The organism is Tunturiibacter gelidiferens, assembly GCF_014201335.1.
Lineage (GTDB): Bacteria > Acidobacteriota > Terriglobia > Terriglobales > Acidobacteriaceae > Edaphobacter > Edaphobacter lichenicola_E.
Map to the genome: position 1 here is coordinate 371,766 of NZ_JACHEB010000001.1, position 16,740 is coordinate 388,505.

The following is a 16,740-nucleotide window of genomic DNA, read 5'->3' on the forward strand; positions in this document are numbered from 1 at the left end:
TCTCTAGAATTGAGGCTGTTTTGCCATTCTCCATGACCACATCAGAAATGACGTTGAGGTAAGGTCGATAGCTGGCTCTGTAGTGCTATAAGACTGCACATTATCCTGGAAGACAGCAGCCTGGGATCGGTTGAACGTGCCACTATTCCCATTGAATTTCTTGAAAGTGTCGACTCCGTTGGCAGGGCAGAGAATCATGCCTCCTACGACGCCGCTGGTCGCGGAGCTGGCCGGCCCCTCGGTAGCCGCACCCCACAGAATCAGAGTTCCACCAGAGGTGCCATTCAGCGCTCCCACGAGATTGGCAACCTGGTGTTGAATACAGTTCGGGAACGTGCTGCCGTCACCAACGATGAAAGAGGATCCCCACGAGTTGGCGCCCATGATATTGGCCAGCCAGCGCTGTGAATACTGGTTGTAGCGGGGAGAGTTCGTAAGCAGATATGCCTCGCTTGCCATCACCGACAGGCCGGCGCCATGCGAGGTCGTGTCGCCTGCGCTCCATTGGTCGCCGAAGCCCCACGGATCGGAGTCAGCCTGAGCGATGGCGTCGTCCACCTGGCGGAGCAGTTGGCTGCGGATCGCCGACTTCGAGAGCGCCAGGCCGCCGGGATCACCAGCCAGCTCCATAGCCCGGTAAAGTTCAAAATGGGCGAGGCCGCTGACATCGTAGAGGTTGAGCGTATCGGTGAAGCCAGGTTTGTAGATGTTCACGACATAGTTTCTAGCGAACTGCGCGGCTTGTCTCAGATAGAAGCTTGCATCGACCTGCGGCAATCCTGGGGGAACGTCTTGTTCCTCCGTCGCGGAACGCAGTGCGAAGTACAGTTCCGTAGCGCCGAGTTCCATGTCATCTTCCCATACACTCTCCGGATATCCGTCAAACGGCGCGATTGTCAGCAGACACGTTGGACAAGAGCCGCCCCCGTCAGAAGGCGCGGGGTCGGGGTAGGTCGTGTCGGCACGCGCAAAAACATCTTCGGCCTCTTTGAGGCATCGATGGGCGAGCGCCGGATCTTGCTTGCGGTTGAGTTGGTAGCATAGGCTGAAGTCCGCCGCGAGGCGCCCGGCGAGGTTCGGGCTTATTTTGGATGCCGAGGGCGGCGCAACAAATACCGGTCGGTTGCAGATATAGAAAGTGGTGAGCGGATCGCATGGCTGCGGGTCACCAACCTGCTGAAAGATGTCTGCGGCCTGGGGAAGTGTCCAGATGTCGTACTCGGTGATCAGGCAGTAGGGAGTGTTGTAGGTCCCTCCACAATTGCCACTCGCTGACGATGGAGTACCTTCTCCGTAGTAGTTCCAATCCTGCGAATTGTCGACCTGGTAAGCGAGTCTTCCCGTCGAACCATCCCACATCTTCAAGAGCCAATCGACGCCGAACTTTGCTTCGGAGCTGAAATCTGAGGAGACAGGGCCACCATGGCTTTTCCCCGCATAAGAGACTGAGTTCGGCGGGGCCGGCGGATAGAGCGGTGCAGTTCTCCCCATCTGATCGGGAAAGTCGCGGACACCGATCTGCATGAGCGCCGCAGTGTAGGTGAGGGTTTGCACATATTTCTCGTAATCGCCAGCGTCCCACCAGCCACCCGACGCATCGATCTTCGACGGGCTTGCCGGACTCAAGGGGGGTGCCGGAGGCACATTATTGATGAAGTCATTGTCATCCAGCGGAGGAGTCAGATAAGTCCGGGCACTCTTGTCCTTCAGGTGCCCGGGGGCGGTGCGCAGTTCATTGCGGATAAAGTCCGGCCCGTCGCGCTGCGTTTCATAGAAAAAAAGCGAGTTCACCAGCAGCCCGGGATAAAGGAGCTCCGGACGGTCGACCGCAAAACGGGGCGAGCTCGCCGGTACCGGTCCGGAGACATTGATGGAATAACTGTGTCCGGATGGAACGTTGAAATCGAGCGCGTAGACCTGATAAGTGAGCTTCTTGCTATTCGACCAAGTGCCCGAGGGATCGGCCACCTTGCCGCGATACGCGACGTTGCCCGCGTCATCGACCACTTGGAACAAGGCGCCAGCCTCCGACGCGGTCGACATTAAATACGCACGAGCAGGAAGAGCCCCTGCTTCGTACCCGACCTGATTCACGCGTACATACGCCGACTCGGCACTCGCAACACGCGCATATTAGCGAGAGCGCCAACCCTAAGAGACCGGCCTTTAGCCCTTGGAGACAAACGGATGAATGATGATTGAGCAGCGGCATTTGCGAACCTCCTCGCGCCGGCAATCGAACTATTAAATCGTTTGAAATGGGAGAGTAACCAATGATCTTGGCGAATGTCAACTCCTGATTAGGGCCACCTCAAGGTCCGGGAACGGACAGCTCGGACCTTGCGCCCGTCAGATTGACGCGTAAATATGACTCCAGATGGGCAATCCTATCGAGGAAACAGTTCTCCGTGCCTGGATTATCCGGCACCAACTTCCAAGCTAAACACTTGGTCATCGCACAGCTTGTTCGTCACTGGATAGTTTCTGTGCCGAGTCTCTGGTTTACCAGGGCTTCTAAATAAACATCAAGGTTCTTACTCGGAGCCTCTACCGTGCCTTGAACTTGGTTGCCGTCGACCCTAACCCTCCTCAAATACGGTTGCAAAGACACTTCGGTACCCGCACGAATGAACCGGGGAATGTCCAAGGCGTTGCGGACCGCGAGTGCATCTTCCACAGAGAGTGTATTGAGAATGAAGTCGATCTTTACAGGGTTTCCAAAACGCGCGCCAATGCTCAACATGTTCGAATGATCGAGAACTCCTGCGAGCGATTCGCTGACTGCTTGCGGAGCAAGGTACGTTGTCAGTCCTGGGACTGGCATCGATACCACCGCCCAGGAGTTATCCTTCGAACTCAATTGCGCCAGTCTTCGCAGCAGGTTCGCATCGACTTGAGTATGGGTTGAGTAACGATTCAACGCCAGCTGGAGAAGTGTTGGAGTCCCGAAGACCACCGTCGTACCGTCGAGCACCGCCATCCACCTGACATCCGTCATCTGTTTGGATTCGCGTGCCAATGGCCATACGATCAGGATTGCGACGCCGTTATAATCGCGTCTCGTCGCTCCATGTGTAAGGGCGGACTGAAAGATGCGGGCTTGGTCAAAATGGCCCGATGCCAGTAGCAGATGCTCGCGCAGTGGCCCGGCACTGGAAGATGTTGCTACCTGCACAACTTCAGTGATGCCACTCATCGCGTTGCTGCCTGCAAGCGCGCTAATATCCGCAAAATCCAACAAGCTGTCGCGGCTATTCACGAGGATTCTTCCTCGCGCGCTTCGATTTCCTGGGTCTTCGATTCCTGCCACTACTTCACAACCAGCTGGAACGAGACGGAGGAGGGTGTTGTATTGCGGCGATGCGAGAATGTTGCCGACAGCAAGCTGAATTGCCGCGAGGGTGAGGATCGAGCGAAGTATTCGGTGTCCGAACATCGTTGTTTACCTCCGGCCCTGCATCGCAAGCGCAGGACGTCTATGGGCGCGCACGTGAGCGGGCCCGGATTGACTATGCCGCCGTCCCCGGCGAAATGGCCGGACCTCGAGCACCGACGATATGGATCGGTAGTGTGGTCGGCAGAGTGGCGGCCACGCAAAACATCCAGATGATGCTGATGAAGCGGCCCATCGGGATGAAGATGGCCGCATTCCAAGTCAGAAGTGTCAGGGTCGACAGTTCGGACGCACTCGCAATCAAAATGCCCAGCCACATCAGCCAACGTGGAATGAGGCGATGCAGGCTGGAAGTGACCGACACGCCGGCGACAAACAGACCGAGGGGTGCCACGAACCCAGGTCCTCCCGCCGCGAACCCCAACAGTTGAAGCGCGCGAACAGCTCCCGCCGTGTCGGTGATGTCAGCTGTCGAGAGTGTCCAGCCTGCCAAAGCTGACAGCATCAGCATCAGCATCGCAGCAATGCCACCACAAAACGCGATCGTTTCCCCCGCCGCGCGCACCCCTAAAAAACGCAATCGGCTTCCCGTCACGGCCGCAAAGATTCCCAAAGGTATGGCAGAACCAAACTGGAAAAAAGCTCCCCAGCAAATCGACGGGCCATATCGCGAAACATACGCGACTTCGTTGGCGAGCGGTTCGTACGGCATGGCAAAGCTGGCGTGGGGCGCAAGCAGGACATCAACGATGATCCCTGCAACAGACAAAGCCGTGTAAACGGACGCCAGCGCCATGAGAGAAGGGCCTGCGTGGCGATTTAGTGGGCGCGAAGGCTGCGCGGGCAGATCCATAATGTAATCATTACTATTATTAACTATTAAGATATGCAACAATTCCGTTTATGGACTCTGAATCTTCCAGTAAATCTTCTGGCGCCTTTCTCCTAGCCCAGCTTGGATCGCATGCAGCAAAGCAGTTCGCGGAGCGGTTGTCACCTCTCAAACTCCTACCTCAACACGCAGGCATCTTGCGAATGTTGGACCGGTCGTCAGGGTTGAGTCAGCGCGACCTAGCCGCCAGGTTGGGGATATATGCAAGCCGTCTCGTTGCAATCCTCGATGAGATGGAATCACTTGGTTTTGTTGTGCGCGAGGGCAATGTTGGGGATAGGCGCACGTATTCGTTGCGTCTCACGCCTAAAGGACGGGAGATGCTGGCGGAGATCGCAAAGATCTCGCGTGAGCACAACGAGTCGGTGTTCGCTGCGCTCACCTTGAAGGAGCGCGATGCGCTTACGGGGGTACTACAGCGGGTTGCCGACCAGCAAGGCCTTACTCGAGGCGTTCATCCGGGTTACAGCCGACTCGGAGGAGAGACGACACGCATCGGCACGACCGGAGACATTGAACCGAAGAGAGCGGACGAGGCCAGCTGACCGAAGAGATACTGATTCGACGGCTGCTCTCCAATTCCAAAGCTGAAGGATGTGGGCGCTGTTGTCTTAGAGGAGTTGTACATGGAGCGTCGTCTGGACAGCGATTACGCTTTGGTGTTGTTGTGCAGGAACGCCTATCGACGCTCGTAACTTGCGGGTCTTACGTCGCGGTCGGTAGGGTTTGCAGAAAGGCGATTACGTTGTCGATCTCCGCGTCGGACCAAATAGGGGATCGGCCCCTAGTGCGGGTCAGGGGCTCGTCAATGATATCGATGTTCTGACGCAGGGATGGAGGAAGGTCCTCAAATTTATCGACCGCGCCTGAGGCGAGTACGGGTATCACATCTGCGGATCGGTGTCGCGACGCACGTCGAAGCGCAAAGCCTCCTTCAATGTATGGAAACGCCCGTTGTGAAAGAACACTTGCCGCGCGGCTACGTTCCGCAGCGTGGGGTTTTGAAGAGTCCGCAAAACTTCGATTCTTTTGCCTGGTCGGCGCGCACGGGGCCGCACAGACCCATATCGAAATAGTCAGGCGAGGCGTTAGCAAGAATCTCCGGATTGCGCGGGACACCGAGCGCCTCGAACTGGTAGTCGGTGAAGATGGGGTGTGAGCCGTCCACGCCTTTTCTGTCAAGGTGGCAGGTTGCGCTATTGCCTCGCTTTGGATCGTCAAATAAGGTCAGTCCGCGCTGCTCCTGTGCGGTGAGCTTCATTTTTCCATCGAGGTAGTCGTTGTATTTGCTGCTGTATGGATGGAAGCTAGCGTCCTCCAGCTCGAAGCGCTCGATCGCAATGAGCGTCGCGGCATAGGCCCGGGGATCATCGAGGATGTCTGGTCCGAACTGTCTTCGAAGGTCATTGGCATACGAACCTGTTTCCTTCGGTCCAGCGTTGGCCATCTCGTTGGGGGCCAGAGGGAAGGTGGCCTGTTCGTGGAGAGTGTTGAAACGGCCGTCCCAAGTGAGCCCCCCCGCTGGCGGCTTCTTCTCCTTCGAGGGTACGTTCGACTGGGTCTGCGATGAATTCCTTATTCCAGATCGGTGTGCGGTTCAGAACGTAACGCAGTGAAGGGACGGGGGGGCGCCCTGACGGGAGTTCCTGTCCCAGTTGGACTGCCAGCCCATTTGGCGGCCCGTATGCGTGGGCGGGGCTGCGGCAGGTAGCGCAGGACATTCGAAATCATTTTTCGGTGGAAGGATGAATGTCGTCGCGACCTGATCGAATTCTCCCGCGATTCGCCGCATACTTGGTTCATCCAGCGTCTCGGCATGAGAGACAATAGCAACGGGGTTCCCCGCCAGCGGGCCTTCTGTGAAGGCGTCGACAAAGGCATACCGGATTTGCATAGTGTTCTCTGTAAAACTGGACGTGCTCTTCGGAAAGTTTTAATTCCTCTTCTGAAGGCTGTAGCGACGGAGCTCATCGAAAACTCCACCGCAACCCACGCGAAGAAGATCACGAACGGTGCAAGAGCAAAGCAACGTGAATGTTCCCGTGCGGGATGTCTTCATTGCGTGGTATTAAATTCACCGTGAAGACTTGCAGTTGAATCTCCTCCGGCCCACACATCGAAATCGGAGGGTTGCACAACCCTAGTTTTCGACTGCGGACTCCAAAAATGCAGTTGTTCCGCTCCAAGAGGAACCTGAGAGTTTTGGTTCTCACGCTTGGAGGAGAACCTGTTCAAATCCCTTTGTGCCTCGGCCGCAACTACACCAAAGAGTGCGATCCCCAAAAAGAGCGATTGCAGAATATCTCTTCAATATCATTTTCTTGTACTCTGTTTTTTGGAAATGAATCAGATCTTTGCTGCGATTATGTCGGTCATTATGCTGCTGCCGGCTTTATGCCGTAGCGGCGGGTCAGCCACGCACGGACGGGCTCATCGAAATACTTAAGAACTAGCCATGCCAGGCCGATCACGAATGGCAGAAGCAGGAAGATCCAAGTCAACAGCACGGACTTGGTTGGGTGTCTTGTCTGAGCAAAGTTCGCAATGATATATACGAACGGGATGTGTGTGATGTAGAGGGGATAGGAGAGCCTGCCGCTGAACTTGCACAACCTCATCATGCCTGCACCAGCATCAGAGTGCGCGCCACAGAGAATGATCAGCGGAAATAAGAACAGCACGCATGAAGCATCATAAAGGCCATTGAAAGAAAGCCCGGCTGCGTTGGGGAACTTCGGCGCTTGAAAGATGACCACAAGAAAAATCGAAAGAACCAAGAGTCCAATTTTTGGACGGCGGATGCGACCCTGCATACGATACAGCCAGAGCCCCATCACAAAAGAGACGGTCAACCGCAGGGGTGCCATCCAGATATCAGGATATCCCCAGCCTCCATCCATCGAACCTTTCATATTCGCAACCCATATGAGCAGCAGCCCGGAGACTCCGAAGATGATTCCAAGCGTGAGCGCACGCAGCCGGCGAAGAATCAGAGCGTACGCAATATTTCCGAGATACTCCTGCATGAGGGACCATGCTGGCCCATTCAGTGCCTGGCTTTCGTTCTGTCGGCCCCCAACTGGAGGGGAAGGTAACAGGAGAAGCGAAGTCACATAGGCCAGCAGTAGCATCGGCGTTGAGGTCTGGTTTATGCCCTTGCCAAAGGGATCGAGAAGATAGCCGAGAAGCCCAAAGGTCGCGCCCACCAGCACCAGCGGATGAAGCCGAATGAGCCGGATCCGAAAGAATTGGAGGGTAGACATTCGATTCCATCGGTCATCGTAGGCATAGGCGACGACAAAACCGGAGAGCCCGAAGAAGAAATCGACTGCCAGGTAGGCGTGGTGCATCAGGCTCAGAGGAGTGTCCCAACCGAATGAGTAATTGAAGACGTGAAAGATAACAATCAGGATGGCCGCACTCCCTCTCAATCCATCCAGCACTTCAAAGTGTTCTTTCCCGGTGCTTGTCCGGTCAGCTTGAACTGCGCTGCCCGTCTGACCAAGAGTTGATACGTCGTTCATTTGAGAGGTCTCCTTATCTTTCGAGCTTTATCTTAGCTGCTATGAGCTGTTAGCACAGGCTATCTGTTCGGCGTTGGCTTGGAGAAATTAGTTTCGTCAGTGACTTGGCCTCCAGAGGGCCACGCTGGTAACAGAGCAGCGTACGCGAGCGTCAAAGAGCGGAATCGATACATTGCAGTTCTCATAGGTTCATCGCGGATCGTTCGACGAATGATCAAATTCAATGGATCCGGAGGCTCGCCTTCAAAGGGGTGCTCTCTGAAGACGGTCCAACTAGGACGCCGTATTCGCCATTAGTCAGAATCCAGGTGTCCTTTAGTTCGTCGAAGGTCTGCAGTTCCTGTGGATCGATCGCAACGGTAACATCCTGTGACTCGCCAGGCGCAAGAGTGACGCGCTTCCAACCGACCAGGCGTTTGAACGATTCATCAGCTTCTTTGGGGAGTGTGGCGTACACTTCCGCGATCTCGGTCCCCGTCCTTTTGCCCGTGTTTTCGACTGTAAAGCGGACTGTTTTCGCGGATGAATCGACACTCAGGCCGGAATACGCGTAGGACGTATACGAAAGGCCAAAACCGAACGGAAACAACGGCCGCTTATGCTGGGCTTCGTACCACTTGTAGCCGACCTCTGAACCTTCGTCGTAGTGGACGGCATAGCTGGAGACGCGCGTTTCGGAGTTCACAGCATAATGTCCTTGCCCTTCGTCATTCGGAGGAAGGGGCGCGATTAAAGGGCGAGGAAGATCCGCCTCTCCCTTTGGGAAGGTTATCGCCAGCTTGCCAGACGGATTGACGTCGCCGAGAAGGATGTTTGCTAACGCCTTGTGCCCGGCGCTGCCCGCATACCAAACCTCAACAACCCCGGCCACCTTGTTGAGCCAGGGCATCGTAACGGCAGTCCCTGTTTCAAGAACAACGATAGTATGCGGATTGGCTGCCGCTATCTGCTCGATCAGCGCATCCTGGTTGTCCGGGAGTGAAAGATTCGGCAGGTCCATACCTTCGGACTCCCACTGATAGGCGAAGACAATCGCCACATCCGCGGTCTTTGCTAAAGATGCCGCTGACTGCAGATCCGTTCCCGGATTAAATTCAATTGTTGTGTTCGGCAACTTCGCTCGCAGCGCCTGTAAGGGGGACGTCGGAAACCAGATATGATCCTGCCAATGCGTTGCGCCTTTCCCAAGGGGCATAATGGCATTGCCGCCCGGCGGGTCAACTTGTGCAGAACCACCACCGGAGATCATTCCGACATCCGCATGGCCGCCGATGATTGCAATGCTGTGGACCTTGGACGGAATGATTGGGAGCACAGCCTGGTTGTTCTTTAGGAGAACTATGCTCTTTTCTTCGATACGCTGCGCAACCTCAAGCCCTTTTTCTACGTCTACCACACCCTTATGCGGAGGATCATCGACGATTCCAGCTAAAAACTCTGCATACAAGACCCTGCGAGCATGGTCATCAATCTCGGACAGAGGCACTCTCCCTGCGTCTACTGCCTCCTTTAACTTCAGGCCGAAATAGTCGGCCATAGGTTGCTCCTGATCGAGGCCGGCAGAGGACGCCTTCTCCGTACTGTGCGTGCCGCCCCAATCCGAGATCACAAAACCTTTGAATCCCCAATTCTTCTTGAGAACATTCTGCAGCGTGTAGGAATTTTCACAACCGAAGTCTCCATCGATTCGGTTATAAGAGCACATCACGGCGCCAGGATTGGCGATAGAGATCGCAATGTGAAAGGCCAATAGATCGGACTCCTGCATCGCTCGTTTCGAGATGACAGAATTCACAACGAACCGTCCAGTCTCCTGGTCGTTGACTGCGTAGTGCTTGATATCGCCGATGACGTGTTGCTCCTGCTCGCACTTCATCATGTTTCCAACGAGAGTGCCGGCTAGGAGCGGATCTTCGCCCGCGTACTCGAAGGTCCGCCCATTTCGGGGCTCGCGGGTGAGATTCACGCCGCCTCCAAGACTTACATTGAAACCTTGAGCCCGAAGTTCCCCGCCGATCACTTCGCCGAATTGGCAAGCGGACTCAGCATCCCAACTCGAAGCTGCACCCAGATTGGAAGGCATCGCCGTCGAATATCTTCCATTTGCACCGCTCGCTCTCACGCCGTAGCCGGCGTCCGAGATGATCAGGGGAGGAATACCCAGGCGCTCGACACCTTGGGTGTAACCAGCGCCGCCGTTGGTGAGAGGGGTTAGAGGCATCCGCCACTGCGACTCGCCTGCCATGCCGTTGCCATGCACCAGCGCCAACTTTTCATCAAGAGAAAGCTGCCTCAGAACCAGCTCTGAGCGCTCCCCTGGAGGTAGGTGTGAATCCATCCAAGGCCGGCTGGTTTCCTGAGCCGACGCGATGCCGACTCCGATGAAGGCTGCTGTGATGACTAAAAGAGGAAATTGCGACTTGCATCTTTGCATCGTGTCTCCGGGTCGCCCCGCCGATGCTGCGCTGGCGAGAATCAATGCCAGAAGAAATCGCTGCAGTGCGACAGGGCGACTACGATTGCAGAATCTAATATCAATAAGGTGATGTAAAAGCTCCAACGGGTAGGAGCGTGGCGTTTTTCCAATAACTGTCTATCTTGCTTGAAGTTGCCATCGGAACGGTGGACCGCTCGGGCCATGTATCATACGGCTAAATCACCGACCGCAGCCAACATGGAGTCATAGTGTTATCGACGAACAGCTAGGAGACCTACCGCCAGGTCTCGACAGCAAGAACAGTGGGAGGGCCAGCGTGGCCTTCGATGACATTCGTTTCGATCACCGCTTCCAGATTGAGTTGGTCCCAATTCTTAGGAGCCTTCTTCAACATCTCATCTAGGTACGCAGGCTTAAAGACTACCTCGCTGGCAGCTTCGGTGCCCTCCCCTAGAATTCCTGCAATGATAATGACCGGCTGGCCCGTAATGCCGTCATGGATTCTGGCGATGATGGCATAGTCCTTTGCCAACTTTGTGTAAGGCACCTGCCATTGGAGGGTCCAAAACCTCTTCTCGGGACTCTTCCGGTCTACAAGCCTTCGCTCCTGCGAATCGTACTCGAATCCGAAGGGTAGATCCTGAGTAATCCGCATGGTCCAAACGTTATCGAAGGCGCCAATGAGCACGACGGGGCCTTCGCGTAGCTGGGTGTAGCCGATCTCTGAATCGGAAACAACGCGAAAATCGCCGCCCTTTGGGACGAGAGGAACAATAGAACGCGCCAGCGTGATTACATCCGAGACATCGAGACGGCCATAGAGGGGCATCCCGTTCGGCGTTGTGCGCTCTCGATCGACCGCATCTATCGGTTGCCCCAGGCAGTATGTGACCTTGCTTGAGGCCGCTGTAACCGGTTCCCAAAATCGTTCCAAATTCGACGGCTTCCGAGGGATTTGGATACGGCCCATTCCGAATCCTGCGATCAGGGCGAACAACGATACTGTTGCGATGGGTATCCATCGATGCCTGGTCCGCAATGTTGAAGGCGGGACCGCCTCGGCAGATTTAAACTCGGTTGCGGGGGAATCCTGAGATGTCGCCCGGTTCCTCTGGGAAATCAGCGACCCGGATTCGAGGTTCACGGAGACGGTTGGATCCCGGAACGAGGGAATGTATGAGCCTACCGAGAGTTCGACTATCAGCTCTCCGAAATGATCCGTGTTGTAGTAGTACTGGACCAACCTCTTACGGACTTCGGCCGCGGTCGTTCGGACTACTGGATCAAGGTTTACGTCGTAGCTTGGCTCGCGTCCAAAGGCTTCCACACCTATCGTCCGTTCTTTTAGTTCGCTCGCGTTGCCCAGCAGCGTCTGCTCCACCGTGTAAGCCAGAAATACGGGATAGCGCTTGCTGTTTGCGAAAAGCGGGTGTGCAAGGAGCCGTTTCAGCTGATCGCGGACAGCACTGGCATCTGGAGCGAGACCCGGTCCAGTCTCTTTTTCGGATTGTGGCGACAATGGCATTGTGGGTTCTGCTAATTCTCTTCCGGCTTTTCGGGTTTGGCGACGGGCACGGCGTCTACCTCGACGCGTTGGCGCGCAAAAGCAAAGACGGAGAACCGGGGGAATAGAGCCGGGGGCCCGACATCAACCTCTCATTATTCCATATTGACAAGCGGGTTTTGGGGGTATCATACATTCCTTTTTAGCCACTCGTCACCTCAGGTAAGTCTTTCAACAATAGGTACTTATCCCTCAGTCAATTGGTTCCTACCCGATAACTCTTATAACGGTGAACCCTAGTGAGTAGAGTTATCCCTTCTGATTCCGCGGAACGAAAGTGTCACGAGATTTCCCATGTCCGCCAACGGCTACTTCTCCAGAATCGGCACTATCCTCTCGCTTTGTGTTGTTTTGGGAACGCTTTTTTCTTTTGATAACGAGCTCTCGCCAATGGCTTGGGCGCAGGTGCCGTCCTCAAACTGGAACGGTGTGCTTCGCACGAACGGATCCCTGCCCGCGAACGAGGGAACGGTGCTCCTCGACTCAGGCACGAATCACTATTCCGCAGCTGTAGATACAGAGGGAGCTTTTTCGTTCCGGAACTTAAATTCGGGTCTCTATTCAGTGACTGTCCTTGCCGTAGGAAACCTCTACCGCTGCCCTACCCAAGTCTCTATCCCCTCAGCGGCTATAGGGGTCACCCTCAAGCTGGGCCGCGATGGCTCGGTAGAGATGACGAGTACGGAGATTGGAAGAGTAGTTGACACCGATCAACTCACGAATAAGGGAGTGAGTGAAATCCCGCTCAACAAAAGGGACTTCAGCCAAATCCTGCTGCTCGCTGCTGGAACGTCTAGTGACACCAACGGAGCCTCCAACTTTACCCAACAGTTCGCGATCAATGGACAGCGAGGCGTGGAGGCAACTTTCTCGCTGGATGGGGCGGACATTAGTGACCCCGAGATGGGTGGCGGGACGTTCACTAATTTCAATGTAGACGCGATCCTCGACCTGAAATCGTCGTCCGGCGTAATGCCAGCTGAAATAGGCCGAGGCGCATCTGGGTATACGGACATCCTGACTCGATCCGGAACAAGCGACCTGCACGGATCGTTTTTCGAGTTTCTCCGAAACTCTGCGCTCGATGCCCGCAACTACTTTGATCATCCTTCCCCGGTAAGCCCGGGACGCATTCCGCCATTCAGAAGAAATGAGTTTGGATTTACAAATGGAGGCCCAATTCCAGTTTCTCGTTGGATCGGCAACGGCAAGCAGATCTTCTATTTCATCGAGTACCAAGGCTTCCGCCAGGTACTGGGAACGACCCAGGTCCTTTCAGTCCCAACCGCGGAACAGCGATCTGGTATGGACACAACGGCCTTTCCTGGAGATACGCTCTTTGTTCCGGTGAACTCCTCGATTAGCCAGATACTGGCGCGATATCCGCTGCCAAATTATCCAGCCGGAACATTCGGCGCGAACACATACGCAACTTCATCCAAAGTGAATACGGACGCAGATCAGTTTTCCGGCAGGCTTGATTTTCAGAGCGGCGCCAAGGACCACTGGATGGCGCGATTCTCTCTCGACAATCTCAGCGGTCCGACGACGAACCCAGATCAAACGGTTATAGATCCGAGCTTCGGTGTGGAATATGTCGATCACCAGCGTAATGGCGTGTTGACATGGATACATACCGCATCGGCGAATCTCGTGTTCGAATCATCGCTGAGTGCGATTCGAACGACACCCTCTTTCCCAACTTCTAATACAACGGACCCAGCCGTCAAATTCAACGACGCTCTCTTCGAGCCGTTCAATGCCCCAGGCGGTTCCGTTTCCAGAGACTACGGAAACTTATTCCAGGCTCGAGAGAACGTAACGTTCGCGCGTCACTCCCATACGGTCAAGGTTGGTGCGGAGATTCGCCTGAACCGCGACTCCGGCTATTTCGGATCGAGCCCAAATGGAGAATATGACTTTGGCGGAGGAACAGCATACTCTGCAGTGAAGATCACGTCGGCAAGCGGTTCTCACACTATCAATATTGGAGATCCTCTGCCTGATACTTTGTCAGCGTTCCTTACCGGAAGCGCGTTTGCATATACACGAGCTGTCGCACCTAGTTACTTTTCGAACGGCCAAAACATAGGCGCCACTGCTGTAAATCGGACGGCAATCGCAGCCTACGCGCAAGATACCTGGAAAGCCACAAGCCGGCTCACGATCGGCTATGGAATGCGCTTCGAGCTCTACACGCCCATATCGGATCGAGCCAATCGTACTTCCGGATTTTACCCATCTCCTGGCGGAGGACAGGTTTTCTTGATTAATCCTGAACCCAGGTACCGTACGCGAATGAATAATTGGGCGCCACGTCTGCAAGCTGACTATCGCTTACGCCCGACCCTGGTACTCCATGCCGGCGCAGCTTTCACTACGATTCCACCCAATATCTGGCAGGACAACATGATCACGGGCAATTTGCCGTTCGTGTTCTACCCGCGCGTAACGGCTGGACCGACGGCATTTGTCCCCTACGGATTTCAGTTCACTCCAGCGCAGTTACCCCGCGTCTATACCCCCGACGGTACAGACATCTTTGCCAATCGACGGCCCAACGATGTCCCTGCCAACACGGAAGTTGATATCGATCGCCTGGAGCAAGGAATTGCAGATGCTTCCGAAGGAGAAACAACTCCGCTCAACGTAGGGGCGATCAGCAGGAACTTTGGCAACGCTGGTCTCGGCACATGGTCCCTTGGATTAGAGCAGTCCATAGGACAAGTGACGCTATCTGCCACTTATGTGGGCACAACCGCCTATAAGCTTCCCCGCGTAGCATTTCCCAACGCATATCCTGGCGCGACAGCACAGTTTGCACCATATACGAAGTTCAATGCCGCCGGCCAGGCTGTTGGCGGGTTCGGAACCGAAGGCGAGATGACGGCGACTTCGCACTCCTCGTACAACGCTCTACAGGTCTCCGGGCAGGGTCAAACTCCGCACGGTGGACCTGCCTTCCAAGCGAACTACACTTGGTCGAAGTCGATCGATGATGCCAGCAGTGTTGGTGGGACCTCAGCCACCAGCACCGTGGGAGCAATAGCGCAGGCAGCGCCTCAGAACCCTTTCGATACTCACCCGGAACGCGGTCCGTCAGTGTTCGACACGACGAATTCATTCTCACTGAGTCTCACGCAGTCTCTTCCGATTTATGCGATCCACCCCTTGAATTACGTGAGCAGTAAACTTACTCGCGGCTGGCAGTTGATCAGTATTTCATCGCTGTCTGGCGGTACACCTTTTACCGTTTATACGGGAGTTCAGCAAACGGGTGCAGGGTCAGCCAATACGGACAGGCCCGATCAGATTGCAAAGCCATCGCTATCCACTGCGAGGCCCAAGAGAGAGGACTACTTCGGGCGTGGAAGCGATAACGCCTCTTTTTTTTCAATACCAATTAACGTTTCGGGAGGAACGGGCCCAAATAGTGGGCGCTTTGGAACTCTTGGACGGAATACCTTCCGAGGGCCGGCCTATTACGACTATGACTTTTCTTTGGTCAAAGACACGCCGATCGGAAGAAGACGATCTGGAGCTGAACTCACCAACTTGCAGTTCAGGGCTGAGTTTTTCAACTTGTTCAACATCGTGAACATGGGACTTCCGTCGAACACAATCTTTGGGTCGGGCTTTGGCCAGATCAATCGAACGAATGGCAACTCCCGACAAATTCAGTTTTCTCTGAAGCTCGAATACTAAAGGTCTTCAAGGTGCGGCGTCGTCAGATCGCTGGAAAACAACGGCATGATTCCTTCAGGATTTGCCGGCTGGATGAAGTTTTTTTTGCTCGTGGTGGATGGGTGTTTTTGCAGGGGGTTTTTGAGAATTCCGGTTCGTAGACGTGGTGTTTTGATGGTGGGATCGTGGTGTTTTGTATGGCTAGGGCTGGTTCCTTGTCGCGCGTTTTATGGAACCTTAGAGTACGCCACGATTTTCAGATTTATTTTCAGGGATCCTGAGCCTTAGGTAGCGTGCCAGGGTTTGCTGTAGTGAGTGTCCCATTGGACGAGGTCGATGTTCATGAAGCGTGAGGTGGCGTGTCGGGTGTCCACCTCGAGGAGCATGTAGGCGTTGGGGTCGTAGCGGGTGGCGGCCATGGTGTAGTGCTGGGGGCCGAAGGTGTGGCCGTAGTCGATCCACTTGTGGACGTGGCCGGATACTACGAGCTGGATGTTGTTCTGGTACTTCTTCAGGAGAGGATGCAGGCCGTAGTCGGCGAACTCTACCGGGCGATCCTGGACGAGCGGGTAGTGTATGAAGATGAAGGTGGGCTTGTGTTGCTGGAGCTGGGCTTCGAACCAGTGGAGTTGCTCTTCGCCGAGTGAACCGATGGCGGGGTTGAAGTCGGCTGAGTTGCGGTCCTGGGTGCTTCCGAGAAAGTTGTTAAGGTGGATGAATTTGTAACCTTTGTAGTCCACGACGGAGTAGGGCTCGGCGTTGAACTTGGCCTTGAAGAGGCGGTGGCTCATCTCGCGGGGGACGTGCCTGACGTCGTAGTCGTGGTTGCCGAAGCCTAGGTGGACGGGCATCTTGAATCCGTCGGTGATGGTCTTGGCGTTGTCGAGGCGGGTGGTGTTTTTGAAGTAGAAGTCGTAGTCGGTGGAGGGATAGTTGTGGAAGTAGTCGCCGATGAGGAAGACCTGCTCGATGGCGGGGTCGAGTGAGTTGATAAGGTCGCGCGCGGAGGTGAGGCGGGGAGTGGTGACAAGGATGCTTTCGTTGTCTTCGACGCCGTTCTCGCTGCCTTTGACGTAGAAGTTGTCAATGATGTGGGTGTCGGCGACGAGTGCGAAGTAGAACTTGTCGGGTGAGGCTGATGCCCGGACCTGCTCAGCCCAGAGTCTCCGGGTGAGCAGGTTGCCGAGCGATGCAGCGCCGAGGGTCGTGAATTGTCTGCGGTCCATATCAAGCACGCTCCAGGTT

The 16,740-nt window shown here is 55.1% G+C and carries 11 protein-coding genes and 1 pseudogene; 2 read left to right on the plus strand and 10 right to left on the minus strand.

The window, feature by feature from the left end:
* Positions 1-3 precede the first annotated feature (3 nt).
* The 4 genes and pseudogenes from HDF14_RS01500 to HDF14_RS01510 form a co-directional block, all read right to left on the minus strand.
* On the minus strand, positions 4-1,872 hold the full coding sequence (locus HDF14_RS01500) for a glycoside hydrolase family 9 protein (protein ID WP_313899476.1): 1,869 nt from the start codon (positions 1,870-1,872) through the stop codon (positions 4-6).
* Positions 1,873-1,875: 3 nt separating this feature from the next.
* A pseudogene (locus HDF14_RS26235) lies at positions 1,876-2,097 on the minus strand (cellulase N-terminal Ig-like domain-containing protein); the annotation flags it as partial.
* 373 nt (positions 2,098-2,470) lie between these two features.
* Positions 2,471-3,436: a hypothetical protein gene (locus HDF14_RS01505; RefSeq protein WP_183972866.1), complete on the minus strand. Its 966-nt coding sequence runs from the start codon at positions 3,434-3,436 to the stop codon at positions 2,471-2,473.
* A 73-nt stretch (positions 3,437-3,509) separates the two neighbouring features.
* Positions 3,510-4,247 (minus strand): hypothetical protein, encoded by a 738-nt coding sequence (locus HDF14_RS01510; RefSeq protein WP_183972868.1) that lies wholly within the window; start codon positions 4,245-4,247, stop codon positions 3,510-3,512.
* Positions 4,248-4,297: 50 nt separating this feature from the next.
* Between HDF14_RS01510 and HDF14_RS01515 the strand changes: the two genes are divergently transcribed.
* Positions 4,298-4,831 (plus strand): MarR family winged helix-turn-helix transcriptional regulator, encoded by a 534-nt coding sequence (locus HDF14_RS01515; RefSeq protein WP_183972870.1) that lies wholly within the window; start codon positions 4,298-4,300, stop codon positions 4,829-4,831.
* 434 nt (positions 4,832-5,265) lie between these two features.
* Here HDF14_RS01515 and HDF14_RS25945 read toward each other — a convergent pair whose 3' ends face one another.
* The 5 genes from HDF14_RS25945 to HDF14_RS01535 all read right to left on the minus strand — a co-directional run bounded on the left by HDF14_RS25945 (position 5,266) and on the right by HDF14_RS01535 (position 11,772).
* Positions 5,266-5,865 carry a cytochrome c peroxidase gene (locus tag HDF14_RS25945; RefSeq protein ID WP_313899477.1) on the minus strand — a complete coding sequence of 200 codons (600 nt, stop codon included), beginning with the start codon at positions 5,863-5,865 and terminating at the stop codon, positions 5,266-5,268.
* Between the two features lie 18 nt (positions 5,866-5,883).
* Entirely contained in the window at positions 5,884-6,180 is a 297-nt protein-coding gene (locus HDF14_RS25950) for a PhzF family phenazine biosynthesis protein (protein WP_221304510.1), read from the minus strand.
* Positions 6,181-6,661: 481 nt separating this feature from the next.
* Positions 6,662-7,810 (minus strand): acyltransferase family protein, encoded by a 1,149-nt coding sequence (locus HDF14_RS01525; RefSeq protein ID WP_183972873.1) that lies wholly within the window; start codon positions 7,808-7,810, stop codon positions 6,662-6,664.
* Between the two features lie 220 nt (positions 7,811-8,030).
* Positions 8,031-10,244, minus strand: coding sequence for a glycoside hydrolase family 3 C-terminal domain-containing protein (locus HDF14_RS01530; protein ID WP_183972875.1), 2,214 nt, complete (start codon positions 10,242-10,244; stop codon positions 8,031-8,033).
* Between the two features lie 277 nt (positions 10,245-10,521).
* Positions 10,522-11,772, minus strand: coding sequence for a hypothetical protein (locus tag HDF14_RS01535; RefSeq protein ID WP_183972877.1), 1,251 nt, complete (start codon positions 11,770-11,772; stop codon positions 10,522-10,524).
* A gap of 333 nt (positions 11,773-12,105) precedes the next feature.
* Here HDF14_RS01535 and HDF14_RS01540 point away from each other — a divergent pair, with 333 nt between their 5' ends.
* Complete coding sequence (locus HDF14_RS01540; RefSeq protein WP_183972879.1) at positions 12,106-15,516, plus strand: hypothetical protein; 3,411 nt, start codon at positions 12,106-12,108, stop codon at positions 15,514-15,516.
* A gap of 263 nt (positions 15,517-15,779) precedes the next feature.
* Here HDF14_RS01540 and HDF14_RS01545 read toward each other — a convergent pair whose 3' ends face one another.
* Entirely contained in the window at positions 15,780-16,721 is a 942-nt protein-coding gene (locus HDF14_RS01545) for a metallophosphoesterase family protein (RefSeq protein ID WP_183972881.1), read from the minus strand.
* Positions 16,722-16,740: the final 19 nt, after the last annotated feature.